The 24,767-nt window shown below is 71.2% G+C and carries 24 protein-coding genes; 14 read left to right on the top strand and 10 right to left on the bottom strand.

Features of this window, described 5'->3' with window-relative positions; genetic code table 11:
* Window positions 1-6 precede the first annotated feature (6 nt).
* The 3 genes from DEJ18_RS11860 to DEJ18_RS11850 are packed head-to-tail and all read right to left on the bottom strand — an operon-like array spanning window position 7 to window position 4,612.
* Window positions 7-996: an XdhC family protein gene (locus tag DEJ18_RS11860; protein WP_111211196.1), complete on the bottom strand. Its 990-nt coding sequence runs from the start codon at window positions 994-996 to the stop codon at window positions 7-9.
* Complete coding sequence (locus tag DEJ18_RS11855) at window positions 996-3,791, bottom strand: molybdopterin-dependent oxidoreductase (protein WP_111211195.1); 2,796 nt, start codon at window positions 3,789-3,791, stop codon at window positions 996-998. The genes DEJ18_RS11860 and DEJ18_RS11855 overlap by 1 nt, the downstream gene beginning before the upstream one ends.
* Window positions 3,788-4,612, bottom strand: coding sequence for an FAD binding domain-containing protein (locus DEJ18_RS11850; protein ID WP_111211194.1), 825 nt, complete (start codon window positions 4,610-4,612; stop codon window positions 3,788-3,790). Before DEJ18_RS11850 ends, DEJ18_RS11855 begins: the two co-directional genes overlap by 4 nt.
* A gap of 215 nt (window positions 4,613-4,827) precedes the next feature.
* Here DEJ18_RS11850 and uraD point away from each other — a divergent pair, with 215 nt between their 5' ends.
* From uraD to DEJ18_RS11830, 4 genes are read left to right on the top strand one after another with little or no spacing between them, the layout of a single operon-like run.
* Window positions 4,828-5,346 carry a 2-oxo-4-hydroxy-4-carboxy-5-ureidoimidazoline decarboxylase gene (gene uraD / locus DEJ18_RS11845; protein WP_111211193.1) on the top strand — a complete coding sequence of 173 codons (519 nt, stop codon included), beginning with the start codon at window positions 4,828-4,830 and terminating at the stop codon, window positions 5,344-5,346.
* Window positions 5,343-5,669 carry a hydroxyisourate hydrolase gene (gene uraH, locus DEJ18_RS11840; RefSeq protein ID WP_111211192.1) on the top strand — a complete coding sequence of 109 codons (327 nt, stop codon included), beginning with the start codon at window positions 5,343-5,345 and terminating at the stop codon, window positions 5,667-5,669. Before uraD ends, uraH begins: the two co-directional genes overlap by 4 nt.
* 8 nt (window positions 5,670-5,677) lie before the next feature.
* Window positions 5,678-6,634 (top strand): factor-independent urate hydroxylase, encoded by a 957-nt coding sequence (pucL, locus tag DEJ18_RS11835; RefSeq protein ID WP_111211191.1) that lies wholly within the window; start codon window positions 5,678-5,680, stop codon window positions 6,632-6,634.
* 9 nt (window positions 6,635-6,643) lie between these two features.
* Window positions 6,644-7,258: a nucleotidyltransferase family protein gene (locus tag DEJ18_RS11830; RefSeq protein WP_111211190.1), complete on the top strand. Its 615-nt coding sequence runs from the start codon at window positions 6,644-6,646 to the stop codon at window positions 7,256-7,258.
* A 12-nt stretch (window positions 7,259-7,270) separates the two neighbouring features.
* Here the strand turns inward: DEJ18_RS11830 and DEJ18_RS11825 are convergent, their stop codons facing one another.
* Window positions 7,271-8,230 (bottom strand): phosphotriesterase family protein, encoded by a 960-nt coding sequence (locus DEJ18_RS11825; protein ID WP_111211189.1) that lies wholly within the window; start codon window positions 8,228-8,230, stop codon window positions 7,271-7,273.
* Between the two features lie 106 nt (window positions 8,231-8,336).
* Between DEJ18_RS11825 and DEJ18_RS11820 the strand changes: the two genes are divergently transcribed.
* The 10 genes from DEJ18_RS11820 to xylB all read left to right on the top strand — a co-directional run bounded on the left by DEJ18_RS11820 (window position 8,337) and on the right by xylB (window position 18,630).
* Complete coding sequence (locus DEJ18_RS11820; RefSeq protein ID WP_111211188.1) at window positions 8,337-8,957, top strand: glucose-6-phosphate isomerase family protein; 621 nt, start codon at window positions 8,337-8,339, stop codon at window positions 8,955-8,957.
* Window positions 8,954-9,934: a shikimate dehydrogenase family protein gene (locus DEJ18_RS11815; RefSeq protein WP_111211187.1), complete on the top strand. Its 981-nt coding sequence runs from the start codon at window positions 8,954-8,956 to the stop codon at window positions 9,932-9,934. Before DEJ18_RS11820 ends, DEJ18_RS11815 begins: the two co-directional genes overlap by 4 nt.
* 1 nt (window position 9,935) lies before the next feature.
* The gene (locus DEJ18_RS11810) at window positions 9,936-10,853 is read left to right on the top strand and encodes an NAD(P)-dependent oxidoreductase (RefSeq protein WP_111211186.1); all 918 of its coding nucleotides are present in this window, start codon (window positions 9,936-9,938) and stop codon (window positions 10,851-10,853) included.
* Window positions 10,854-10,880: 27 nt separating this feature from the next.
* Entirely contained in the window at window positions 10,881-11,744 is an 864-nt protein-coding gene (locus DEJ18_RS11805; protein WP_111211185.1) for an SIS domain-containing protein, read from the top strand.
* A gap of 100 nt (window positions 11,745-11,844) precedes the next feature.
* Entirely contained in the window at window positions 11,845-12,516 is a 672-nt protein-coding gene (eda, locus tag DEJ18_RS11800; RefSeq protein ID WP_111211184.1) for a bifunctional 4-hydroxy-2-oxoglutarate aldolase/2-dehydro-3-deoxy-phosphogluconate aldolase, read from the top strand.
* A 185-nt stretch (window positions 12,517-12,701) separates the two neighbouring features.
* Window positions 12,702-14,216 carry a sugar ABC transporter ATP-binding protein gene (locus DEJ18_RS11795; RefSeq protein WP_111211183.1) on the top strand — a complete coding sequence of 505 codons (1,515 nt, stop codon included), beginning with the start codon at window positions 12,702-12,704 and terminating at the stop codon, window positions 14,214-14,216.
* Complete coding sequence (locus DEJ18_RS11790) at window positions 14,213-15,220, top strand: ABC transporter permease (protein WP_111211182.1); 1,008 nt, start codon at window positions 14,213-14,215, stop codon at window positions 15,218-15,220. Before DEJ18_RS11795 ends, DEJ18_RS11790 begins: the two co-directional genes overlap by 4 nt.
* Before the next feature lie 39 nt (window positions 15,221-15,259).
* A complete protein-coding gene (locus DEJ18_RS11785) occupies window positions 15,260-16,270 on the top strand; it encodes a sugar ABC transporter substrate-binding protein (RefSeq protein WP_111211181.1) in 1,011 nt (336 codons plus the stop codon).
* A 97-nt stretch (window positions 16,271-16,367) separates the two neighbouring features.
* Window positions 16,368-17,066, top strand: coding sequence for an SDR family NAD(P)-dependent oxidoreductase (locus tag DEJ18_RS11780; protein ID WP_220034345.1), 699 nt, complete (start codon window positions 16,368-16,370; stop codon window positions 17,064-17,066).
* Window positions 17,067-17,112: 46 nt separating this feature from the next.
* Window positions 17,113-18,630: a xylulokinase gene (gene xylB, locus DEJ18_RS11775; protein WP_111211179.1), complete on the top strand. Its 1,518-nt coding sequence runs from the start codon at window positions 17,113-17,115 to the stop codon at window positions 18,628-18,630.
* Window positions 18,631-18,819: 189 nt separating this feature from the next.
* Here xylB and DEJ18_RS11770 read toward each other — a convergent pair whose 3' ends face one another.
* From DEJ18_RS11770 to DEJ18_RS11745, 6 genes are all read right to left on the bottom strand, one after another.
* Window positions 18,820-19,914, bottom strand: coding sequence for an alkene reductase (locus DEJ18_RS11770; RefSeq protein WP_181434256.1), 1,095 nt, complete (start codon window positions 19,912-19,914; stop codon window positions 18,820-18,822).
* Window positions 19,915-19,990: 76 nt separating this feature from the next.
* Window positions 19,991-20,203 (bottom strand): hypothetical protein, encoded by a 213-nt coding sequence (locus tag DEJ18_RS11765; protein WP_111082773.1) that lies wholly within the window; start codon window positions 20,201-20,203, stop codon window positions 19,991-19,993.
* Between the two features lie 27 nt (window positions 20,204-20,230).
* Entirely contained in the window at window positions 20,231-20,695 is a 465-nt protein-coding gene (locus tag DEJ18_RS11760) for a MarR family winged helix-turn-helix transcriptional regulator (RefSeq protein ID WP_111211217.1), read from the bottom strand.
* Window positions 20,696-20,843: 148 nt separating this feature from the next.
* Window positions 20,844-23,549, bottom strand: coding sequence for an MMPL family transporter (locus tag DEJ18_RS11755; RefSeq protein ID WP_111211177.1), 2,706 nt, complete (start codon window positions 23,547-23,549; stop codon window positions 20,844-20,846).
* A gap of 83 nt (window positions 23,550-23,632) precedes the next feature.
* A complete protein-coding gene (locus tag DEJ18_RS11750; RefSeq protein WP_181431266.1) occupies window positions 23,633-24,268 on the bottom strand; it encodes a TetR/AcrR family transcriptional regulator in 636 nt (211 codons plus the stop codon).
* A 141-nt stretch (window positions 24,269-24,409) separates the two neighbouring features.
* Window positions 24,410-24,700: a hypothetical protein gene (locus DEJ18_RS11745; protein WP_111211176.1), complete on the bottom strand. Its 291-nt coding sequence runs from the start codon at window positions 24,698-24,700 to the stop codon at window positions 24,410-24,412.
* Between the last annotated feature and the right edge of the window lie 67 nt (window positions 24,701-24,767).

Below are 24,767 nucleotides of genomic sequence, written 5' to 3'. Positions count from 1 at the left end.
GCACGTTCAACGCGTCCTCAGAGGTCGCCGGTGCACCGGCCCAGTCGCATCGACGAGCGGACCGCCCGGCGCACCCCGGCGCACCGCCACGACCTCGGCCATGATCGCGAGCGCCATCTCAGCTGGCGTCTCCGCCCCGATGTCGAGCCCGATCGGCGAACGCAGCCGCCCGGTGTCCGGAGTCCTGAGCTCGCGCAGCACCGCCAGCCGCCGCTCGTGCGTCGCCCGGGACCCCATCGCCCCGACGTACCCGGCACCGCGGCGGAGCGCGAGGTCGAGCACCGCGGCGTCGAACCGGTCGTCGTGGGACAGCAGCACCACGACGGTGTCCGGTCCGATCGCGGTGTGGGCGAGCACCCGCGGCGGCCACCCGACGATTCGCTCCTGCGCCGCCGGGAACCGTCGGTCGGTGAGGAACACCGGACGCGGGTCGACGACGGTGACCGCGTACCCGAGCATCGCCGCGGTGTTCGTCACCGCGACGGCGAACTCGACGGCGCCGACGACGATGCAGCGGGCACGGCCGCCGGCGTACTCGGTGAAGGCTCGGGTCCGGCACCTGTCCGACGGGGGCACGACCTCGCCGAGCGACGCGGGCTCGAGGGACACCGTGAGCGACGTCGGCGTCCCGACAGCGGCGGCTCGGAGCGCGTCGAGCACGACGGCGTCGGTCGGCTGGACACGGTGGACGAGGACCTCGACCCGACCCCCGCACCGCAGCCCTGGCGCCCAGTCGGCCGCCGGGTCGGACAGGTCCTCGAACCCGAAGCGCTCGAGTACGGGGACGCCGGTCGTCAGGACCTCCTCGGCGGTCAGGTAGAGCGACCCCTCGACGCATCCGCCGGAGATGGTCCCGACGACCTCGCCGCCGGGCAGCACCGCCATCGAGGTGCCGGTCCCGCTCGGCGAGCTGCCCTGCACGTCGACGGCGGTCGCGACGACGACCGGGTCGCCGGCGTCGAGGGCGGCCAGGAGGCGCGGTGCCAGTTCGAACATCACGCACCTCCGGCGTCGGTCGCATCCGCCAGCAGCGCCCACACCCGGTCGCGGGTCATCGGCAGGCGGTACGGCCGGACCCGGATCGCGTCACGCAGGGCGTTCGCGATCGCCGGGGCGACCGGGTTGTACGGTGCCTCGCTCATGGACTTCGCCCCGAGGGGGCCGAGCGGGTCGTGCGTGTCGGCGAACAGCACCTGCGTCCGGGGCACGTCGGAGATCTTCGGCACCCGGTAGGACCGGAAGGCGTCGGTGATGACCCGGCCGGTGTCGTCGAGCACGACCTCCTCGTAGAGGGTCGAACCGATCGCCTGTGCAGCACCGCCCTCGACCTGGCCCCGGAGCTGCTCCGGGTTGAGGACGGTGCCGGCCTCGACGGCCTGCACGCTCTGCAGGACGCGGACCTCGCCGGTCGGCCGGTGCACGGCGACCCGGGCCCCGTGCACGGTGAAGGCGAGCGAGCGCGGGGTGCCGTCGTGGCTGGCGTGGGCGATGAGCGGACCCTCGGCAAGGAGCTCGACATGTCCGACGAGTTCGTCGCCGACGCGGACCCCCTCGGGTCCCACGGCGACCGCCGGACCGAGCACGCCCGAGGCAGTGCGCGGGGTGCGGGCCGCGACCAGCGCGAGGGCCCGCGCGGTCAGGTCGTCCCGGAGCGCCTGTGCGGCGGCGTACAGGGCTCGGCCGGCGACCACGACCCCGGCCGACCCGAAAGCCCCGGTGTCGTGCTGAGCGGCATCGGTGTCGGACTGGTGCACGTCGACGCGGTCCGGGGTGGTGCCGAGCGCGGTGGCGACGAGCTGTGTGTGCACGGTCGTCGTTCCGTTGCCGAACTCGGCCGTGCCGACGCCGATCCGGTAGCGGCCGCCGGGCAGCAGTTCGACCGACGTGTGGGCGTGGTGCCCTCGCGGCGGCATGGTCGCGATGGCGGCGAGGGCCATGCCGGTGCCGTACGCCCAGTCCGGGGAACGGTCGAGCACCGGGCCGTCCATCCGCGGGACGTCGGGCAGCGGACCGGCGAGGGCCTGCTCCACGAGGTCGAGACACTGGTCGAGTCCGTAGCTGCCCTCCCACCGCAGGTCGCTCTGCTCGTGCGGGTCCGTGACGACGAGCGGGTCGCCGGGCACGACGACGTTCCGCCGGCGGAGCTCGAACGGGCCGATGCCGAGCTCCCGCGCCAACTCGTCCATCGCGGACTCGATCGCGAACACCACCTGCCCGAGCCCGTAGCCGCGGAACGCCCCCGACGGCAGGTTGTTCGTGTACACCGACTCCGCGTCGACCCGCTTGGCCGGGCACCGGTACACCGCGACGGACTCGCTGACCGAGTGGAACATGACGCCGATGCCGTGGTTGCCGTACGCCCCGGTGTCCATCGTCTGGTCGACGTGCATCGCCGTGAGCGTGCCGTCCGCTGCGGCACCGAGTCGGACCCGGACACGCATCGGGTGCCGCGTCGGCGCGATCGTGAACTCGTCACGTCGGCTGAACTCGTACTGCACGGTGCGGCCCGTCCGGAGCACCGCGAGCGTGACGAGGTCCTCGGTGAGCAGCTCCTGCTTGCCGCCGAACCCGCCGCCGACCCGCTTCGCGACCACGCGCACCCGGGCCGGGTCGAGTGTGAAGACGCGGGCGATCTCGTCCCGGACCAGGAACGGGACCTGCGTGGCGGTCCGGAGCACGAGCCTCCCGTCCGGGTCGACCCACCCGCGGGTGGCGTGCGTCTCGAGCGCCGCGTGGGACACCCGGCCGGTGTGCCAGGTGCCGTCGACGGTCGCGGCGGCGGCCGCGAGGGCCGCTTCGACGTCAGCTGTCTCGCCGTGGAGGCTCGCCACGACGTTCCGTGCGGGCTCGGCGATCCGGTGGTCGGCCGTCGTCTTGTCGCCGTGCAGGAGCGGTGCGCCCGGGCGTCGTGCCGCGTCCGGGTCGTGCACACTGGCGAGGACCTCGTAGTCGACGCGGACCAGGGCGCACGCCTGTTCGGCGATCCGCACGCTGTCGGCGACCACCGCGGCCACGCGTTGACCGCGGAACCGCAGCACGCGGTCGAGCACGCGGGTGTCGTCCGGGTCGTCGAGTCGGGACTCGTGCCGGCCGGTGGAGAACAGCACGCCGGGGTCGTCCCGGTACGTCAGCACGGCGTGCACGCCGGGGAGCGCCTCGGCCGCGGTTGTGTCGATCGCCGTGACGCGGGCGTGCGGGTGGGGACTGCCGAGGACGGCGAGGTGCAGCAGGGCCTCGGTGGCCCGGACCGCGGGGAGGCCGGGGACGTCGAGCGTGTACTCCTCCTGCCCGGTGACGATGCGCATCGCGGCCGGAGCGGCGACGGACGTGCCGACCGCTGCGCCGGCGGTCGCGCACGCGGTGTTCACGACACCGTCCAGCGCGTCCTCGATCGCCCGGTACCCGGTGCAGCGGCAGAGGTTGCCCTTGAGCTTCCGGTGCCGGTCCGCGTGGTCGTCGTCGGTGAGCGTGGACGCGGTGACGACGAACCCCGCGGTGCAGAACCCGCACTGGAACCCCGGCGCCTCGGCGAACGCGCGCTGCACCGGGTGCGGGTGCTCCGGAGTGCCGAGGCCCGCGGCGGTGGTGACCGTGCGCCCGTCCATCCGGTGCGCGGGCGTGATGCAGGAGTGCACGGGCACCCCGTCGACGAGCACCGAGCAGGCACCGCAGTCGCCGGCGTCGCACCCCTTCTTCACCGACGTCACGCCGTGCTGCCGGAGGAGCGTCCGGAGGACCTGGCCGGGCTGCGGATCGACCTCGAGCGCGGTGCCGTCGACCTCGAGCCTCATCGGGTCCCTCCCGCTGCGGCTTCGTCGCGGAGCTCGTGCGCGGAGCGGGTGCTGACGGCCCGGCGCCAGGCGGGGGACCCGTGCGGGTCGTCGTACCAGTCGCCGTCGGACCCGAGCGTGGCCGTGAGCGCGGCGTCGAGTTCGTCGGCCGTCGGGACCCCGGCGAACCGGAACACGACCGGGCGCGGGGTGGCGGCGGTGACGACGAGCACGAAGCCCTGCGCGGACCACCGCGCGGTGACGAGCGACCCCGACCGGCCGTGCGGGCTGAGCGACACGCGCCGGTACCCGGTCGTCGTTCGGAGTACCGCCTCCGGGACCTCGAAGGACCGGATGACCTCGTCGTGTCGCAGGTCGAGCGTGCGCACACCGAGGACGAGCTGCTCGACGGGCACCCGCCGCTCCCCACCCTCCGGCGTCCACACGACCGCGGTGGCGTCGAGCGTGACGAGCAGCGCGGTCATCGCACCCGCGGGCAGTCCGACGGCCACGTTCCCGCCGACGGTCGCGGCGTTCCAGACCTTGAACGACGCGAGCAGGGCGTTCGCGCACTGCTCGACGAGCGGCCAGGCGCGCCACGAGTCGTCGGGCCGGACGCCCAGCAGCGACGCGATCGTGCAGGTCGCGGCGACGGTCAGGATGCCGGATGCCCGCTCGACGTCGGGCCAGCCGAGCGACGTCAGGTCGACGAGCCCGGTCAGCCCGGGCTGCTCCTCGGAGAACAACCAGGTGCCACCGCCGAGCGGACGGTCACCGAGGGAGAGCGTGAGGTCGTCGCGGCGCGACGGTGTCCGCACGGTGCGGACGGAGACGAGGTCCATGGACAGGTCCGATCAGGGCAGGGCGACGGGGGACGATCAGCACACCGACCCGTCGGCCGTGCGCGATCATGCCCCTGTTCCATGCCATGTCGGCAACGGTAGGGAACCGGTGTTTCAGCGTCGTTTCGGGGAAGGAACAGCCGCTGTCGGGCGCCGCGCGGAGCCGTGACCTGCTCGACCCCTGCCCGAAACACAGGGGTGCCATCCTCCGGGACATGACCGTTCTGCCGTCCACCACCGTCGGGGTCGACGCCTTCGACCGATTCGACGTCGACGATGCCCGTGCACTCGTGACGTCCTGGGCCGCCGTACCCCGGTGGGTCGACGCCGTGCTCGCCGGTCGCCCCTTCGGCACCGTCGGCGCCCTCACCGCCGCGGCGGACCGGCTCGCCCGCACCTGGACCGACGCCGAGGTCGAGGCCGCGCTCGCCGAGCACCCGCGGATCGGCGAGCGGCCCGTGGGCGACGGTGCCGCGGCAGCAGCCTCACGACTCGAGCAGGCCGCGTCGGCCGACACCGACGGGGTCACCGCCGCGGCGCTCCGGCAGGGGAACGCGGACTACGAAGCGCGGTTCGACCGGGTGTTCCTGGTCCGAGCCGCCGGTCGGACCGCGGACCAGGTCCTCGCCGAGCTCCGCCGACGGCTCGGCAACGACGACGCCACCGAGCGCACCGAGGTCGCCGACCAGCTGCGGGAGATCGCCCTCCTCCGACTCGCCAGGAGCGTCGCATGAGCCACCTGACCACCCACGTGCTCGACACCACGCACGGTCGGCCGGCCGCGGGCATCGACATCACGCTCGTCGACGCCGAGGGGACGCTCGTCGCCTCGGGCACCACCGACCCGGACGGACGCGTCGGCGCGCTCGGCCCGGACCGCCTGGCACCGGGGGAGTGGACGCTGACGTTCGCCACCGGCGCGTACTGGGCCGGGCTCGGCCTGCCGGCGTTCCACCCCCGGGTGGTCGTCGTGCTCACGGTGCCGGACGACCCCGGGCACCTGCACGTCCCCCTGCTCCTCAGTCCGTTCGCACACTCCACCTACCGAGGGAGCTGACCCCGACCATGACCGACACCACCACGACCGGCGCCGACACCAGCACGTCCGTCCCCACGACCGTGCACCTCGGCGCGAACCAGTACGGCAAGGCCGAGGTCCGCCTGGTCCGGGTCACCCGCGACACCGACCGGCACGAGATCGAGGACCTCACCGTCACGACCCAGCTGCGGGGGACGGCGCTCGCCGACTCGTACACGGTCGGCGACAACGCGAAGGTCGTCGCCACCGACACGCAGAAGAACACCGTGTACGCCTTCGCGCGGGAACACGGGGTGCACAGTCCGGAGGAGTTCCTGCTCCGCCTCGGCCGGCACTTCACCACCGCGTTCGACTGGTACGACGGGGCGACGCTCTCCGCCGAGCAGCACACGTGGGAGCGCATCACGGTCGACGGCCGGGAGCACGACCACGCCTTCGTCCGTGCGGGCGCCGGCACCCGGACCGCGGTGGTCCAGATCGACGGCGACGACGTGCACGTGATCGCGGGCGTCACTGACCTGACGGTGCTCAAGTCGACCGGCAGCGAGTTCCACGGCTTCCCGCGCGACGGCTACACGACGCTCGCCGAGACCGACGACCGCATCCTCGCGACCGCGGTGACGGCGCGCTGGCGGTACCTGCCCGACGCGGTCGAGGCGGGCATCGACCACGACGCCGTCTACGCGGGGGTGCTCGACCGGATGCTCGCGACCTTCGCGGACCTCCACTCGTTGGCGCTGCAGCAGACGCTGTTCGCGATGGGCCGGGCGGCGATCGAGGCCTTCCCGGAGATCGCCGAGGTGCGCTTCTCGATGCCGAACAAGCACCACTTCCTCGTCGACCTCGAGCCGTTCGGGCTCGACAACCCCGGCGAGGTCTTCCACGCCGCCGACCGTCCGTACGGCCTCATCTCCGGCTCGGTGGTCCGGGACGGGGTCGCCGAGGCGCCCGCCGCGTGGCTCGCGGTGCCCGGGTTCGTCTGACCGCCGGGCATGACCGCCGACGCGGGGCCCGGCCGGGTGGTCGGTGTCGTCCTGGCGGCCGGCGGGGGCACCCGCATGGGGCGTCCGAAGGCGCTGGTGCGTCGCGTGGACGGGCGACCCTGGGTCGACCTGGCGGTCACCGCGCTGCTCGACGGCGGCTGCGACGCGGTCGTCGTCGTCCTCGGTGCCTCCGGTCGGGAGGCCCGTGCCCTCGTCCCGGACCGGCCGGCGGTCCGCGCTGTGGTCGCCGACGAGTGGGAGCGCGGCCCGTCCGCCTCGCTGCTGACGGGCCTGGCGGTCGCGTCGGACGACGCGCACGCGACAGCGGTCCTCGTGACCCTCGTCGACCTGCCCGGGCTGCCGGCGGTGGCGGTCCGGCGGATGCTCGGATCCGGCACCGGGACCACGGCGCTCCGGCGGGCCGTGCACGCCGGTCGACCCGGGCATCCCGTGCTCATCGGCCGCGGTCACTGGGCGGCACTCGGGGCGGCGCTGGCCGCGGCGCGGGGGAACGACCGTGGCGCGGGACCCTGGCTGCGAGCGGCCCGGGCGCAGCCGGTGGAGTGCGGCGACCTCTGGGACGGGAACGACCAGGACCGGCCGTTGCCTCGTTCCTCGTCCTGAGGACGCGACGTCTCAGGAGGGCGGACGGAGGCCCAGCAGCTCCCGGCCGTTCTGCTCCGTGATCCGTTCGACGTCAGCAGCGGACAACACCTGCCCCAGCCTCGGCATGAACCGTGTCGGCAGGTAGTCCAGCCCGGGCAGGCCGCCGTAGGCGCGGTACCGACTCGACCGTGCGACGTCTCCACCGACCACCAGACGCTCCGAGCCGACTGCGTCGACGACCGTGGCGAGGCACTCGAGGATCGCCGAGTCGGGAGCCTCGCGGTGTCGTGCCATCCCGTCGTACCCGAGGTACGCCCCGCGTTCGACGAGCGACGCGTGCAGACCGGGGTCGAGGTTCCGGTCGACGTGGGCCAGCACCACGCGGTCCGGTCGGACGCCCTGCCCGTCCAGCAGGTCGAGGACCTCGTGGGTGGCGGAACCGTGGTCGAGATGCACCATGAGCGCGCAACCCGTCGCCACGGCGGTCGCTGCAGCCGCGTCCAGGACACGGCGTTCGAAGGTCCCGATCGACCAGTAGCGGATGCCGGCCTTGACGAGTCCCGCCCGCACGGGGGCTCCCTCGGGATCGGTGACCGGTGCCCCGTCGGGCCGACGGAAACCCGAGACGACGTCCTCGACGAAGCGCGAAGTGAGCTCCGTCGTGCTGCGTCTGGTCAGGGGGTGACCCGGTGCGTAGTGCCCGCCGTGGTGGGCGCCGGTGGTGTGGACGACGACCAACCCGGTGCGCGCGCTGATCCGCGCGACGGCGCCGGGGTCGGCGCCCAGCCCGGTGGGCGTCGCCTCGACCATCCAACCGATGCCTGCGGTGTGGAGCGACGCTGCTTCCCGTCCGGACAGGTCCTCGTCGGCGAGTTCGTCCCCGGCCAGGAGAGGCGTGGTCTGGAACAGGTGTTCGTGGTAGTCGAACGCGCCGAGGGACTCCCCGGGTCGATCACCGGTCACCGTGCGGATGGTCCTGTTCTCGCTCATGTTCGTCAAACTACACAACGAGGGCTGCCGTCTCGCCATCTGACGATGAAGCTCGCTCGACAGGGCGGAAGCCTGTAGTTTGACTACATCAGTCGAGGAGGAGCGCATGACGCGTGGAGAACAGGACGTCGACCAGCCGACCGTGTTGACGATCAGCTCTGATGGAGGGCTCGACGGTGCGACGCGCCGGTACGAGAAGACCATCGGCGACATGGCGGGGGTGTACCGCGACGAGGACGCGTGGCGAGCGGAGGTCGAACGGCTGGGCGCCGACACGGTCGTCTACTCGGTGAACGAACAGAAGTACCAGGACGGACCAGGAGCGCTGATCGTCGGGACGAGCACGGTGCTCCCCGGACTGGTCGGCGACGAGTTCGCCCTCACCCGAGGGCACCTGCACGCGCAGGCGGACCGTGCCGAGCTCTACCACTGCGTGGCGGGGACCGGCGTGATGCTGTTGGAGACCGTGGATGGTCGTTCCGAGACCATCGAGCTCACTCCCGGCCGTGCCGTGAACGTCCCCGGGCACTGGGCTCATCGGAGCGTGAACGTCGGTGACGTGCCCTTCGTGACCGTGTTCTGCTACGCAGCAGACGCCGGGCAGGACTACGGCATCATCCAGGAAGCCGGCGGCATGAAGTCCCTCGTCGTCGCCGGGCCGGACCGGGGTTGGATCGCCCGACCGAACCCGGACCACGTCGGCTACCGCGAGCGGGTGCTCGGATGAGCGCCGCCCGCGATCAGACGTTCACCGCTGCCGACCTCAGCCCGGCGACGGTCCCCACGTTCTACTTCATCGGGGTCACCACCGGTGGCTCGTCGATCCGGCGGGTGTTCCCGCTCTGGGCCGCCGAACTCGGTCTCGGAGACGTCGTCCTGACGGGCATCGACCTACCGGTGCACGCTCCAGCGGCGGACTACCGACGCGTCGTGGAGTTCGTCAAGCAGGACCCGCTCAGCCTCGGTGCGCTCGTGACCACACACAAACTCGACCTCTTCCGAGCCGCCGCCGACGTCTTCGACGAGGTCGACCCCCTCGCCGAGCTCATGCACGAGGTGAGCTCGATCTCGAAGCGGGACGGGCGTCTCGTCGCCCACGCGAAGGACCCGATCTCCTCCGGGCTGGCACTCGACGCGTTCGTACCGCCCGGGCACTTCGCGACCACCGGCGCCGAACTCGTCGTCTTCGGCGCAGGCGGGTCCGCCATCGCCATCGACTGGTACCTGACACGCACCGGTCGTGGTGCCGACGTCCCGAGCCGCGTCGTCGTGACCAACCGCGACGACCAACGCCTCGAGGCGCTCCGCGCAGTGCACGACGCGTCCGGAGCGCAGGTCGTGCTCCACACCGAGCGCGCCGACGACCTGTCGGTCAACGACGCGGTGCTCGCCGCTGCTCCGGCAGGCAGTGTCGTCATCAACGCGACCGGGCTGGGCAAGGACGCTCCGGGGTCCCCGCTCAGTGCCGACGCGTCGTTCCCCGAGGGGGCGCTGGTGTGGGACCTCAACTACCGAGGCGACCTGGTCTTCCTCGACCAGGCGCGAGCGCAGGCGGTGGCGCGTGGGCTGCACGTGGAGGACGGTTGGACGTACTTCGTACACGGCTGGACGCAGGTCATCGCCGAGGTCTTCGACGTCACCATCCCGACCAGCGGCCCGGGGTTCGACCGACTGTCCGACCTGGCCGCCTCGACGAGGAGCTGACGTGCGCATCCTGGTGACCCCACGGTCGATGACACGGACGCCGCCGCAGGAACTCCCCGAGCTGCGGCCGATGGTCGAGCGCGGCTGGGAGATCGTGTCGGGTCCGGCGGGGCAGCTCCCGGACGAGGACCAGCTGTGCCGGCTGGTCCGCGGCGTGGACGGCTGGATCGCGGGCGTCGAACACATCGGAGCCCGCGTGTTCGAGCACGCCGACGCACTCCGGGCGATCAGCCGCAACGGTGTGGGCGCCGACGGCGTCGATGCCGCCGCGGCCGAGCGACACGGGGTCCAGGTCCTCCTGGCCCGCGGCGCGAACTCGCGGGGGGTCGCGGAACTCGCCGTCGCGCACGTCCTCAACGCACTCCGCGGCCTGTCCACGGCGGACGCGGCGATGCACGACGGGCGCTGGGAACGGAGGCTCGGGCGGGAGGTCCCGGACCTCCGGATCGGCGTGCTCGGCTTCGGAGCCATCGGCAGGATCGTGGCGCAGACCTTCGCGGCGATGGGAGCCGACGTCGTCGCGCACGACCCGTTCGCGACGGTCGAGGGGGTCCGGTCCGTCTCCGCCGCCGAGGTGTTCGCCGACGCGGACGTCGTGAGCCTGCACGCGCCTCCGTCGTCGGACGGGAGCCCGGTGGTGGGCGCCGACCAGCTCAGGGTGATGCGACCCGGTGCTGTGCTCGTCAACACGGCGCGGGCGGCCCTGGTCGACCAGGAGGCCGTGCTCGCGGCGTTGGAGAGCGGTGCGCTGGACACGTACGCGGTGGACGCGTTCGACGAGGAACCGCCGTTGCTCACCCCCCTGCTCCGCCACGCCCGTACAGTGATGTCGCCCCACCTCGGCGGGTACACCGAGGCGAGCACCCGACGGGCGTCCGCTCTCGCCGTGTCGAACCTCGTCGCTAGCCTGGAGCACTGACCTCGGGACGAACGAAGAGGAGCGGTCATGGTGGTCGAACACAACCCCACGCTGTTGGAGCGCCTGACCGATGCCAGGGGGAGTCTCCGGGCTTCCGAGCGCAAGGTCGCTGAACTCGTCGCCGAGAACCCCACGTTCGTGGTGGACGCGACGATGGCAGCAGTCGCCGAGGCGGCCGGTGTCAGCGAACCGACCGTGATGCGGTTCTGCACGGGGCTCGGGTACAGCGGGTTCCAACAGTTCAAGATCGTGCTGGCGCAGAGCCTGGCGCTCGGGATCCCGGCGACGCTGTCCGGGATCGGCCGCGATGACACCGTGCCGGACATCGCGACGAAGGTGTTCGACCACACCATCAGTTCGCTCGACCGCGCGCGACGCCTGCTCGACCCGGACCGGGTCGAGCAGGCGGTCGAAGCGATCCTCGGCGCGTCCTCGATGAACCTGGTCGGTCTCGGGGCATCGGCGTTGATCGCCCTGGACGCGGAGCAGAAAGCGCCCTTGTTCGGCATCCCGTGCTCCGCGCAGCCCGACCCGCATCAGCAGTACATGGCCGCGATGATGGCGCGTCCCGGAACGATCACGCTCGTCATCTCGAACATCGGGCACACGCAGTCGGTGATCGAGGTGGCACGGACAGCACGGGCGAACGGTTCGACCGTGATCGCGGTGTCCGGGGACGAGACCCCGGTCCTCGCCCACGCCGACATCCCGCTCGTGGTCAAGACGATCGAGGACACCGACACCTTCACGCCGACGGCCAGCCGGATCGCAGGACTCGTCCTCATCGACCTCCTGGCGACTGCGGTCGCCCTGCGGCGGGGTGAGCAACACCTCGAGCAGCTGTCGCTGATGAAGGAGGGGCTGGCCCGATTCCGCCGAACAGGCGAGTAGCGAGACTACGAAAAGGGCCCCTTCGGGGCTGGTCCTTACCTCATGTCTCCGCCGGCACGCCTAGTTGTGTAGTCTGACTACACAACCTGGAGGTGCTGCAGTGAGGCAGGAGCAAGAACCGACGTCGGCGCTCGACCGCGCGGTGGAGGCGGGGATCGTCCCGGTGGTGGTGATCGACGGTGTCGCAGACGCCGAGCGGCTCGGCCGTGCACTGCTCGACGGGGGACTCCCGGTCGCCGAGGTGACACTCCGGACCCCCGGGGCGCTGGCCGCGGTCCGGCGCCTCGCCGAGGAGCCGCGACTCGTGGTGGGTGCCGGTACCGTGCTCGACGAGGCGCAGTTCGATGCTGCGGCCGAAGCCGGAGCGACCTACGTCGTCTCGCCGGGCCACGCGCCCGGACTCTTCCGCGCCGCCGCTCGGACCGGGATCCCGCTGCTGCCCGGAGCGGTCACGGCCACCGAGGTGATGCGCGTCCGCGACGAGGGCTACCGCGTCGTGAAGTTCTTCCCAGCCGAGGCCAGCGGCGGCGCCGCGGCCGTGGCAGCCTTCGCGGGGCCGTTCCCGGACGTGCGGTTCGTGCCCACCGGAGGCGTCGGGCTCGCGAACCTGCGCGACTACCTCCGGCTCGCGAACGTCGCTGCCGTCGGCGGGAGCTGGATGGTGCCGGCTGCGCTCCTCCGGGACCCCGACGGGAGTGCTGCGCTCACGACGATCATCGCCGAAGCCGTGGCGGCGGCGGCTGGTGCGCGCCAGGGGCGCCGCTCGGTGTAGCAAAGCTACGCAAATCTCCGTATCCGAGTCGCAGAACTTGCCTGTGGCGCGTTGTGACCGTACTGTTCGGTAGTATCACTACACACCTCGGAGCGCCGAGGTCCTGGGCGAGAGCCCGATCGTGTCGAAGGAGCCACAGACCATGAGCCGTGTCATCGCACAGCCCTTCCGGGTGGAGCAGACCCGTGGGTGACGATCGGCGCGTCGCCTTCCATGTCGACGGTGTCTCGAAGACCTACCCCGGTGTCCGCGCTCTCCAGGGCGTGACACTCGAGGGGTACGCGGGGGAAGTCCTCGCCATCTGCGGTGCGAACGGCGCGGGGAAGTCCACGCTCTCGAAGATCCTCGCCGGGCAGGAACCGCCGACGCAGGGCGAAGTGCGCATCGCCGGGTTCGATCGTCCGCTCCGGAGTCCGGCCGACGCCGAAGAGGCCGGTGTCCTGCTCATGCACCAGGAACCCATGATCATCGACGACTTCACCGTCGGCGAGAACGTCTGGCTCCGCGACCTCAGCGCCGCGAACGGCACCAAGCCGTGGGGCATCGTCCCGCGCTCCCGCCGGGCTGCGACCGAGACGGCACTGCACGCCGTCGGACTCCACGGGATCCGGGCCGACCGACCTGCCGGAGACCTCGGCCCGGGGCTGCGGCAGATGCTGGCGCTCAGCCGTACCCAGGTGACGGACCACAGCGTGCTCCTGCTCGACGAGACCACGGCCTCCACGACCGAAGACCACTTCCAGGACGTCCTCGAACTCGTCCAACGCGAACGGGCAGCTGGGGTGGCGGTCATCTTCGTGTCGCACCGCATGGACGAGGTCTTCGCGATGTCCGACCGGATCGCCGTCCTGCGCAACGGGACGCTCATTGACGTCGTCCGGACGGCGGACTCGACGCCCGACGAGGTCATGACCCTGATGATCGGGAAGGCAGTACGGGCGCTCGAGCCCCCGGCACCACTGACTGCCGACCGCGTCCCGCTCCTCGAGGTCCGAGGGCTCGCATCCGGCTCTGCGCGCGACATCGACCTCGATGTCCACCGCGGGGAGATCGTCGGGCTCTACGGTCTCGTCGGGAGCGGTCGCAGTTCGATCGGTCGTGCCGTCTCCGGCAACCAGTCGCGGGACGCGGGCGCCGTCGTCCTCGACGGCGTGCCCGTGACCGCGGCGTCGCCGCGCGACGGCATCCGGGCCGGTGTCGCCTACCTGACCGAGGACCGTCGTCGAGAGGGCTTCGTCGGCGACTTCACGAACGGCGAGAACATGACGCTCGCGGCCCAGGGCAAGTACGCCCGAGCGGGTGTGCTGCGGCGGGACGCCGAACGGAAGCGCGTCGCTGAACTGATCGACCGGTTCCAGGTCAAGGGCGGGCCCGACACCCACACGCGGACGCTCTCCGGCGGGAACCAGCAGAAGGTCATCATCGCCAAGTGGCTCGAGACCGCGCCGGAACTCGTCATCCTCGACGAACCGACGAAGGGCATCGACGTCGGCGCCCGCCTGAACATCTACGAGATCGTCCGCGAGCTGGCCACCCAGGGCAAGGGTGTGCTGGTGATCACCAGCGAGGCCGAGGAAGCACTCACCCTGTGCAACCGGGTCCTCGCACTCAAGGAGGGCCGCATCGTCGGTGAGTTCACCTCCGCGGACGCGTCGACCGACGACCTGATCCGCGCATCCCTCGGAGGAGCAGCAGCATGAGCCAGCAGACCGCGAACGTCCCGACGGTGAGCACCCCGGTCACGGACCGATCGGACAACCGTGCACTCACGTGGGCCAGACAGCAGTACCCGCTGTACATCCTCGTGGTGTTGCTCATCGTTGCGGCCTTCTCCACCGATGCGTTCTTCACGACCCGGAACCTGACGAACCTCGTCCTGCAGGTGTCGGTCATCGGGATCGTCACGTTGGCCGAGTTCCTCATCGTCCTCACCGGCGGCATCGACATCAGCGTCGGCTCGGCGGTCGGTCTCGCGGGGGTGCTCTCGGCGGGACTGTTCGGCGGGGGGAACGTCGTCGTGTCGATCCTCGTCGCGATCGCGGTCGGGGCGCTCATCGGTCTCGTCAACGGGTACCTCGTCGCCTTCCGCGGACTCGAGGCGTTCATCGTCACACTGGGCATGCTGTCCCTGGCACGTGGAGTCGTCTACGCCTACACCGAGGGTGTGCCCGTCCAGCCGGGTGCCGACGACTTCCGTGGGATCGCCACGGCGACCGTCGCCGGCGTCCCCGTCATCGGCATCATCTGGATCGCGATCGCCGTCGGCATGTGGTTCCTGGTCAAGCGCACGGTGTTCGGCCGACGTGTCTACGCGGTCGGCAGCAACAAGGACGCGGCACGCGCGTCGGGCGTCCCCGTGCGAGCGACCCTGCTCGCCGTCTACGTGCTCGCAGGTGTGCTGGTGGGCTTCGCCGGGTTCCTCCTGGCCTCACGCGTCGGGGTCGGCACCCCGACGGCCGGCAACCTCTACGAACTCAACGCGATCGCTGGTGTCGTCATCGGCGGGACCAGCCTCCGAGGCGGTCGCGGACGGGTCTTCGGGGCGGTCGTCGGGACGCTCATCTTCGGCGTGATCTCGAACCTCCTGGTGCTGCTCAACGTGTCGACGTACCTGCAGGACGCCTTCAGCGGAGCCCTCGTCCTCGTCGCGATCACCCTCACCACCGTCCAGCTGCGGAAGCGCCGCTCCGCGTCCCTCCGCTGAACCGACATCCCTGCCCCTCGAACACCAAGGAACGAGTCAATGAAGACGATCCACAAACGCGCCGCGGGTCTCCTCGCCGCAGCAGCCACCGTCGCCCTCCTCGCGGGGTGCGGCTCGACGACCACGACCTCGGGCGCTGCCGAGTCCGAGGGGAAGCCGGTCGGCGACCTCACGATCGGGTTCCTCCAGCGCCAGCTGGACGCCCCGTACTACACGGCGATGCAGGAGGAGGCGAAGGCCGTCGCGAAGGAGCAGGGCTTCAAGCTCCTGGTCCAGAACGCCGGTGGCGACCCGGTCACCCAGCTCAACCAGGCGCAGACCATGCTCTCGCAGGGCGCGGACGTCATCGTCGCGAACGTCCTCTCGCCGAGCACCGAGAAGGAACAGTTCCAGCAGATCGCCGACCAGGTGCCGGTGGTGTTCCTGGACACAGGCATCCCGGGCGTCGGTGTGACCTCCGTGACGTCGGACAACGTCAAGAGCGGTGAGCTGTCGGGGGAGATCGCCGCGGGACGGCTCGAGGAGGGCAGCACCGTGAAGGTCGGTGTCCTGAACGGCGGGCCGAACGACGAGGTCGTCGGGCCGGCGCGCCAGAAGGGCTTCCTGCAGGGGCTGGAGACCGCCGGCATCGACTACGACGTGGTCGCCTCGACGAGTGCGGTGTACGCCCAGGACAAGGCGGTCCCCGCGACCGAGTCGATGCTCGCAGCGCACCCTGACATCGATCTCGTGCTCGGCTTGAACGACTCGATGGCGCTCGGCGCCCTCACCGTGCTCAAGGACCAGGGCAACACCACCGCGCTGGTCGCTGCTGCGTCCGACGGCCAGAAGGAGGCCCTCCAGGCCATCCAGGAGGGCTGCGACTCGCAGTACGTGTCCACCGGGCTGAACTCGCCGAACCTCGCCGCAGAGCGTGCCTTCGAGATCGCGGTGTCCATCGGGACCGGCGAGAGCAAGGCCTCGTCGTACGACGACAACGAGTACACCAAGGCAGCCGGCATCGGTTGCGAGAACGTCGACGAGTACTACGACCCGAAGAGCACCTTCTGACCCGGACGGGCCGGGAACCACGGAGGTCTCCCGGCCCGTCGTCGCACCACACGAGAGGAACCACACCGTGTCACGTCTCCGAGACAGACGAGTCGCCGTGACCGGCGCTGCCGGTGGCATCGGCGCCGCGATCGTCACCCGACTCATCGCAGAGGGTGCCGACGTCATCGCCCTCGACCGCCGGGAGCCTGGATCGCTCCCCGAGGGCGCGACGGGCGTCGAACTCGACCTCACGGACCCGGTCGCCGTGGCGTCGGTGGTACGCGAGCTGTACGCGGCGGACGACCGCCCGGTGCACCTGGTCAACAGTGCCGGGATCGTCGAGGACGATGTCCCCGCCGTCGAGATGTCCATCGACCAGTGGGACGCGGTCCTCGGAGTGAACCTCCGGGGCACGTTCATCACCTGCCAGGCGTTCGGACGCGAGCTCCTCGCCAGAGGCGGTGGCGCGATCGTGAACATCGCGTCGATGTCGGGCAACGCCGTCGTCAATGCCCCACAGCGGCAGGCGGCGTACAACACGTCCAAGGCGGGCGTCTCCGCGCTCACACGGTCGCTCGCGGTCGAGTGGGCTCCCGAGGGTGTCCGGGTCAACGCGCTCTCGCCGGGTTACGTCGGGACGCCGCTCAACGCGCTCAAGGAACACATGCACGAGACGTGGAAGGAAGGGGTCGTCACCCGCCGTTTCGCGACTCCTGAGGAGGTGGCCGCCTCGGTCGTGTTCCTGCTCAGCGACGAGGCCGACTACTACGTCGGTGCCGAGCTCCTCATGGACGGCGGGTACTCGCTCCGCTGAGCAGTGCCGTCCCGACCCCTGTCCGACCCAGTACGACGGAGTACCCGTGATCCTCTCCCACGACCTCGGCACCACCGGGGACAAAGCCACCCTGGTCGACCGGAACGGAGCCGTCGTCGCCGCGGTGACGGTCGGCTACCCGGTCGTGTTCGGCGCAGGCGGCCTCGCCGAGCAGGACCCCAACGACTGGTGGACAGCGGTGTCCGAGGCCACCGTCCGGTTGCTCGCGGGGAGCGCTGTCGTCCCCGGTGACGTGGACGTGGTGTCGTTCTCGGGTCAGATGATGGGCGTCGTGCCGGTCGACGGTGCCGGTGAGCCCGTGCGACCGGCGATCATCTGGGCGGACACCCGGTCCGGGCCCCAGTGCAGAGCCATCGCACGCTCGGTCTCGATGGAAGAGTGCTACGCGATCACCGGTCATCGTCTGAACCCGACGTACTCGCTCTCGAAGACCGCCTGGTTGCGGGAGAACGAACCCGGTGCGTTCGCGCGGACCCGGCGGGTCCTGCAGGCGAAGGACTGGGTGGCGTTCCGACTCACAGGGGTGATGGTCACCGATCCCTCGGATGCATCGGGCACGAACGCCTACGACCAGCGGACCGGTACCTGGTCGGATGAGTTGCTCGGGGCGGCGGGCCTCGACCCGAGCCTGTTCCCGGAGATCGTGCCGTCGACCACGGTGATCGGGACGGTCACGACCGCTGCTGCGCTCGAGACCGGACTGCTCGCCGGGACACCGGTGGTGATCGGCGGTGGCGACGGCCCGACCGCGGCACTCGGTGCCGGCATCGTCTCGGCGGAGGACGGCGCCTACGCCTACCTCGGGTCGTCCTCCTGGGTCTCGGTGAGCGCCGATCGTCCGCTCCTCGACCCGGCCATGCGCTCGATGACCTTCAACCACGTGGTGCCCGGCGCCTACGTGCCGACCGCCACCATGCAGGCGGGCGGAGCCTCGCTGCAGTGGGTCACGAACGTGCTGGCGCCGGGGAGGGAAGACCGGTACCGGACGCTCCTCGCCGCTGCGGCGGGTGCTCGGGCCGCGGACGACGGTCTGTTCTTCCTGCCGTACCTGTTGGGGGAGCGATCGCCCTACTGGAACCCGGCAGCACGCGCGGCCTTCGTCGGTCTGCACATCGACCACGGGCCGGCGAACATGACCCGGGCCGTCCTCGAGGGGGTCGCGTTCAACCTGAACACCGGGCTGCGCGCCTTCACGGAGAACGGCGTCGCGGTGGAGTCGGTCGCCGCGATCGGGGGAGCAGCCGCCTCCGATCTGCTGCTGGACGTCTTCGCGGACGTCTGGGACGTCCCGGTCGTCGCCCGGACCCTCGTGGACGAGGCGAACTCCTTGGGCGCCGCGGTCGTCGGCGGCGTCGGCGTCGGGGTGTTCGACGACTTCGGGGTCGCTCGGACGCTGTCCGCGGAGCGTGGTCGGCACGAGCCCGACGCGGCGCGTCATCACGCCCTCGAGCGGGCGTACGAGAGCTTCCTCGACGTCTACGACCGCCTCGAGCCGGTGTTCGACCGGACCGCCGCCGACCTCGCTGCTCGATCGGCCCGATGACGCACGTCGGAGCTACCTCCGCCGGTTGACCGACCACGGTGTGGCCGGGGCCGGGGCCGGGGCTGCCGGACCCGGACAGGACCGGAAGGCCGGTGCCAGCTGGCACCCTGCCGTGCAGGACCGGCCGGTGCGCCCCGCGCAACGCATCGCGTCGTCGCTGAGCGGGGCGCGCCCGTCGCAGGGAGCGGACTACACGACCGACGTGCGCACCTCGGCGAGGGTCGGGTAGTCGGTGTAGCCCTCGGCGCCCTGGCCGTAGAAGAGCTGGGGCCGCGGCTGGTTGAGCTCCGCGTCCTGCTCCCAGCGCTCGGCGAGGTCCGGGTTCGCGATCGCGGGACGGCCGACGGCGATGGCGTCGGCGATGTCCTCGTCGACGACCATGATCGCCTCGTCGCGGGTGGTCATCGCGCTGAAGCCGGAGTTGACGACGAACGGTGCGCCGGCCGTCCGGCGGATGTGCTGCACCAAATCACCGGCTGGTTCGGCGTGCAGGAGGTCGATGAACGCGAGGCCGAGCGGCGCCAGGCCCTCGGCGACCGCGGAGTAGACGGCGCGGACGTCGGCGGCGTCGTCCTCGATGACGCCCTGGATGCCGTGCTCGGGCGACAGGCGGATGCCGGTGCGGTCCGCGCCGACGGCCTCGGCGACGGCCGTGGTGACCTCGATCGCGAAGCGCGCGCGGTTCTCCGGCGAGCCGCCGTACCGGTCGGTGCGGGTGTTCGAGTGGGACGACATGAACTCGTGCACGAGGTACCCGTTCGCGCCGTGCACCTCGACGCCGTCGATGCCGGCCGCGATCGCGTTGCGGGCGGCCTGCACGAAGCCCTGGACGGCCTCGGCGACCTCGTCGGTGGTGAGCTCGTGGGGGACCGGCATGTCGGCCTTCGAGCCGTCGGCCAGGTGCGTCTGACCGGGGGCGGCGACCGCGCTCGGGCCGACGATGCGGGGGGTCTGCGAGATCGAGGGGTGCGACACGCGGCCTCCGTGCATGAGCTGCATGACGATGGTGCCGCCGCGCTCGTGCACGGCGTCGGCGACGCGACGCCAGCCGGCGATCTGCTCCTCGGTCTCGATGCCGGGCTGCCCCGGGTACGAGCGTCCCTCCTGCACGGGCCACGTGCCCTCGGTGATGATCATGCCGAGGCCGGCGCGCTGCGCGTAGTGCTCGACGAGCAGGTCGTTCGGGACACCGTGCTCACCGGCACGCGTGCGCGTGAGCGGGGCCATGACGATGCGGTTGCTGAGTCGGAGGGCGCCGAGGTCGGCGGGTTCGAAGAGCTTCACACCGAGCGGGAACGTGTGGCGGATGTTGCCCATTCCGACTTCGGTCGCGCTGGAGAGGTGGTCGGTCTGGCTGGGATCAGCGGCGCGGGCACACCAGGGTGGAGGACCGGACCTGTCCCTCGGGGCGGATCACGGTGTGCAGGGACAGCGGCTGGTGGCAGATCGGGCACTCGCGGTCGACCGTGCGGTCGTCGATGCCCTCGGGGTGGCCGGCGCCGATCTGGGACGGGCCCATCTTGTCGATGAGCGTCGTGTTCCATCGTTCGTACCACTGCGCGAAGCGTCCCATGGCTGCCTTCCGTTCGTGCCCTGATGGTTAGTGTACTCGTGGTTTCTCGTCCGCGTGGTCGACAACCTCGAGGAGCGCGGTCAACTCGTTCTTCAGCGCCTCGAGACGGGCGACCGGCCACCCCAGTCGGGCGGCGACGGCGACGGGCACCGCCTCGGCCCGGTCGCGGAGCACCCGGCCTGCCGTGGTCAGCGACACCGCGAGCTGGCGTTCATCCTCGGTGCTGCGGCCCCGCCGGACGTAGCCCGACGCCTCGAGCCGCTTCAGCAGGGGGCTCAGCGTCGCGGATTCGAGCCGGAGTTCGGCGGCGATCTCCCGCACGGACCGCGGGTCCCGCTCCCAGAGGGCGAGCATCACGAGGTACTGCGGATGCGTCAGCCCCATCGGTTCGAGCATCTCGCGGTAGAGACCGACGATGCTGCGGCTCGTCGCCGCGAGGGCGAAGCAGAGCTGCCGGTCGAGGGACAGCGGATCGGTCTCGGTGTCGAGCATGATCACACCGTACCCTTCGTGCTCGAAGGACTGTGTGCAGGGCATCGCGCGCGGGGCCTGGCGAGCTGGCAGGACGGGACGGAGGACGGGAGGCCCGGTGCCGGTCACGTGGACCGGCACCGGGCCTCCCGTCGGCGGCGCCGTCGGCCTACGCGCGGTGGGCCGGCGGGTGACCGGAACCGTGCGTCGGCGCGTCCGGGTCGGCCTGGGCCGCGTGCGACCCGTGGTGGGCGTCGCCGTCCCGGTCACCGGACCCGGCGGGCGACCCGTGCGCCGTCGCCGGCTGCATGCGCTCGAGCTTCGCGCCCTCGACGTCGACGTCCGGCAGGATCCGGTCGAGCCACTTCGGGATCCACCAGGCGCTCTTGCCGAGCAGGTGCATCACGGCGGGGATGAGCAGCATGCGGACGACGAACGCGTCGAGGAGGACACCGAACGCCAGGCCGAAGCCGATCGGCTTGATGGTCGACGACTCCGAGAAGATGAAGCCCGCGAACACCGAGATCATGATGATCGCGGCCGCAGTGACCACCGCGCGACCGGCGTGCAGACCGCGCTGCACCGCGACCTTGGCGCTGGCTCCGTGGGCGTACGCCTCCCGCATGCCGGACACCAGGAAGAGCTGGTAGTCCATCGCGAGGCCGAACAGGATGCCGATCTCGATGATGGGCAGGAAGCTCAGGATCGGCGCGGGGTCGTGCACCCCGAACACGCTGCCGAGCCAACCGAACTGGTAGATCGCGGTCAGACCACCGAACGAGGCGAGCACCGACAGGATGAAGCCCGCCGTCGCCGTGATCGGCACGAGGAACGACCGGAACACGATGATGAGGATGACGAGCGACAGCCCGACGACGACCGCGAGGTAGAGCGGCAGCACGTTCGCCAGCTTCTCGGACACGTCGATGTTGGCGCTGGCGTTGCCGGCGACGCCGAGCTCCACCTCACCGTCGTCGGTCGAGACGCTCTGGGCGCGGAGGTCCTTGACGAGTTCCTCGGTCGAGACGCTGTCCGGGCCGCCGTCCGGCTTCACCTGGAAGGCGATGATCGTGCGGTCCTTCGACGCACCGATCGGCAGGACCGCGTCGACGTCGCCGTTCTCCGCGAGCGCCTGGCCGATCGTGACCTCGGTCGCGGTGACGTCGTCCTCGTCGACCGCCTGGGGCAGCGTCGCGACGACCAGCAGCGGGCCGTTCTGACCGGCGCCGAACTCCTGCTCGAGCGTCTTGTACGCCTTGTACTGGCTGGACTCCACGGCCTCCGACGAACCGGACGGCAGGCCGAGGCGCATCTGGGTGGCGGGGAGGGCGATCGTGCCGAGGACGGCGACGCCCGCGACGAGGGTGATCACGGCACGCCAGGTCGACATCGGCTTGTTCGGGACCTGCACCGAGCCGGTGTGCCCGATCTGCTGACGCTCCTTCTTGCGGAGGATCCGGAAGCCGAGCAGCGAGAGCAGCGCCGGCGTGAACGAGGTCGCGATGAGGATGGCGAACAGGACCGCCACCGCCCCGACCGTGCCCATCAGGCCGAGGAAGGGGATGCCGGTGATGTTCAGTGCGAGCAGCGCGACGATGACCGTCGTGCCGGCGAAGACCACGGCGTTGCCGGAGGTGCCGTTCGCCAGGCCGATCGACTCGTGCACGCCCATGCCCTGCTTGAGCTGCCCTCGGTGCCGGTTGAGGATGAACAGTGAGTAGTCGATGCCGACCGCCAGGCCGAGCATCACCCCCAGCACGGGCGTGACCGAGATGAACTCGACGAGGTCCGAGAAGGACAGCGACGCGAGCGTCGCCACCCCGACGCCGAGCACGGCGCTGAGCAGCGGGATCGCGGCGCCGATGATCGTGCGGAGCATGAGGAAGAGCACGAGGGCGGCGATGACGACGCCGATGATCTCGCCCGGTCCGAGGATCGAGGGCACGCCCTGGGCGATGTCGTTCGACACGAAGACGTCGACGCCGCTGATCTCCGCAGCGTCCGCACGGTCCGCGATCTCCTGCTTCGTGGTCTGCGGGACCTCGAAGGTCGACTTCGTGAACTGCACCGTGCCGATGGCGGCGGAGTCGTTCGACGAGACGAAGCGGATGTCCTTCGACAGGTCGAGCAGATCGGAGCCCTGTTCGAGCTCGCGCTCGCTGTCCTCGAGCTTCTGCGTGTTCTCGTCGATGGTCTTCTGCGCATCGGCGATCTGCTGCTCGCCCGCCGTGATCTGCTGCTGCTGAGCGTCGATCTGGGCCTGCGCCTGCTCGAGCTGCTGCTGGCCGGCCTGTGCCTGGGCCTGCGCGGCGGGGCTGGCGGCGGCCGCTGCACCCGCGGCCTGGGCCTGCGCCTGGGCCTGCGCCTTCTGGGCGTCGAGCTGGGCCTGGGCGTCGGCGATCTGCTGCTTGCCGGACTCCAGCTGCTCCTTCCGGGCGTCGAGTTGGGCCTGGCCGTCCTCGATCTGGTCGCGCCCCTCGGCGATCTCCTCACGGCCGTCGACGATCTTCTGCCGCTGGTCGTCGAGCTGCTGCTGCGTCTCGAAGCCGTCGGTGGTGCCCTTGACGCCCGGCAGGTCCTCGAGGTCCGTCAGGAACGACTTCACGTCGTCCTTCTGGGCGTCCGTGAAGGCCTCGCCGTCCTTCGTCTGGAAGACGAGGGTGCCGTTGCCGCCGTTCGCGCTCGGGAACTTGTCGGCCAGTTCGTCCTGCACCTGGCTGGTCTTCGTGCCGGGGATGGTGATGGAGGAGGAGATGGTGCCCGAGAACAGGCTGAAGGTGACACCGGCGATCGCCATGAGGACGATCCAGGCGATGATCACCGTCCAGTGTCGGCGGGCCGCGAAGCGACCGAGGCGGTAGAGGAGACCGGCCATGCTGGGCCCCGTTCCTTTCGTCGTGGGTGGTGCTGTCGAGCGGGGTGCGCCGGTGGACCCCGGGGGAGACGTCGGTGGTGTGGTCAGTGTTCGGGCAGGTACCCGCTGCGGACGCTGTGCACGAGTCGTCCGAGCAGGGCGTCCCAGTCGTCCCGCGCCTGTTCGTCCAGGCGGGGGCCGGTGGTGGTGAGCCAGTGGTCGGCGATGACGACGATGCCGCTCATCAACGAGTCCACCAGCAGGGCGGTGTCCAGGGCATCAGCTGCGGGATGGCGGCGGGCGACCTCGCTGCGGAGGCGCCCCGTGACCCGCGCGAACGCCGTCTGCGTCAGCGCGGTCGCCTTCGGGTCGTCGCCCTCCGGCTCGCCGAGGATCCGGTGCAGCCGGACGATGGCGCTGGGCAGGTCGGTGCCACGGGCGGCGGACTCGAGTTCGTCGAACATCGCCGACCGCGAACCGTCCCCGACCGGCGTGCTGGCGATCTCGGCCAGGAAACGGTCGATGATGACCGACAGTGCCTCTTCGCACACGGCGAGACGCACCTCGTCGAGCGAGGCGAAGTGGTTGAAGACGGTCCGCCGTGCGACATCGGCGCGTGCTGCGAGCTCGTCGACGCTGAACTCGCCCCCGCGGTCCTCGATGAGGTCTCGTGCGGCGCCGAGGATCGCCTCGCGGTGCCGCGCCTTGAGGGCAGCGCGGCGGTCGGGCGAGAGGGTCACGACGACGACACTAGGTGCATCGATGCACTCGGTGCATCTTCACCGGGCTGATGCTCAGGAACGTCCCCCGGTACCCCACGCATCCGAGGCGGACGGGAGGCCCGGATCGCCCAGGCGGGCGGCGACCGTTCCGTCGTCGGCTCAGCGCGGTGCCCGCCGGTACCGACCGTGGCGCTGGAGCAGTGCCATCCAGCGGGGGAGTCGGCGGTCGCCGGCGACGACCGCCTCTGCCGAGGGGGACGGAGCGAAGGCGAACCACGGGCACCCGGGGCAGACGTGCAACCACTCGTGGACGGCGAGCCCGACGCCGTAGTACTGGTTCCGGGCGACACGGAGCGGGCGAGAACACCGGGGGCAGGGCAGCTGGCCGCCGTCCCGCTCGATCGCGGGGGTGATGTCTGCAGTGGTGCGTGCATCGTCGACAGCAGTCATGGCCCGAACCTCTCCGGTGTCCGTCACGCTCCGTTGCGTGGCTGTGCGGAGAGGATACGACCGGACC

It is taken from the genome of Curtobacterium sp. MCSS17_015 (assembly GCF_003234265.2).
Taxonomy (GTDB): domain Bacteria; phylum Actinomycetota; class Actinomycetes; order Actinomycetales; family Microbacteriaceae; genus Curtobacterium.
This window is presented reverse-complemented; position numbering and strand designations above follow the sequence as displayed.

Coding starts and splice junctions, on each gene's coding strand:
- DEJ18_RS11860 (WP_111211196.1), bottom strand. CDS start 996: ATGTTCGAACTGGCACCGCGCCTCCTGGCCGCCCTCGACGCCGGCGAC.
- DEJ18_RS11855 (WP_111211195.1), bottom strand. CDS start 3,791: ATGAGGCTCGAGGTCGACGGCACCGCGCTCGAGGTCGATCCGCAGCCC.
- DEJ18_RS11850 (WP_111211194.1), bottom strand. CDS start 4,612: ATGGACCTCGTCTCCGTCCGCACCGTGCGGACACCGTCGCGCCGCGAC.
- uraD (WP_111211193.1), top strand. CDS start 4,828: ATGACCGTTCTGCCGTCCACCACCGTCGGGGTCGACGCCTTCGACCGA.
- uraH (WP_111211192.1), top strand. CDS start 5,343: ATGAGCCACCTGACCACCCACGTGCTCGACACCACGCACGGTCGGCCG.
- pucL (WP_111211191.1), top strand. CDS start 5,678: ATGACCGACACCACCACGACCGGCGCCGACACCAGCACGTCCGTCCCC.
- DEJ18_RS11830 (WP_111211190.1), top strand. CDS start 6,644: ATGACCGCCGACGCGGGGCCCGGCCGGGTGGTCGGTGTCGTCCTGGCG.
- DEJ18_RS11825 (WP_111211189.1), bottom strand. CDS start 8,230: ATGAGCGAGAACAGGACCATCCGCACGGTGACCGGTGATCGACCCGGG.
- DEJ18_RS11820 (WP_111211188.1), top strand. CDS start 8,337: ATGACGCGTGGAGAACAGGACGTCGACCAGCCGACCGTGTTGACGATC.
- DEJ18_RS11815 (WP_111211187.1), top strand. CDS start 8,954: ATGAGCGCCGCCCGCGATCAGACGTTCACCGCTGCCGACCTCAGCCCG.
- DEJ18_RS11805 (WP_111211185.1), top strand. CDS start 10,881: ATGGTGGTCGAACACAACCCCACGCTGTTGGAGCGCCTGACCGATGCC.
- DEJ18_RS11790 (WP_111211182.1), top strand. CDS start 14,213: ATGAGCCAGCAGACCGCGAACGTCCCGACGGTGAGCACCCCGGTCACG.
- DEJ18_RS11785 (WP_111211181.1), top strand. CDS start 15,260: ATGAAGACGATCCACAAACGCGCCGCGGGTCTCCTCGCCGCAGCAGCC.
- DEJ18_RS11765 (WP_111082773.1), bottom strand. CDS start 20,203: ATGGGACGCTTCGCGCAGTGGTACGAACGATGGAACACGACGCTCATC.
- DEJ18_RS11760 (WP_111211217.1), bottom strand. CDS start 20,695: ATGCTCGACACCGAGACCGATCCGCTGTCCCTCGACCGGCAGCTCTGC.
- DEJ18_RS11755 (WP_111211177.1), bottom strand. CDS start 23,549: ATGGCCGGTCTCCTCTACCGCCTCGGTCGCTTCGCGGCCCGCCGACAC.
- DEJ18_RS11745 (WP_111211176.1), bottom strand. CDS start 24,700: ATGACTGCTGTCGACGATGCACGCACCACTGCAGACATCACCCCCGCG.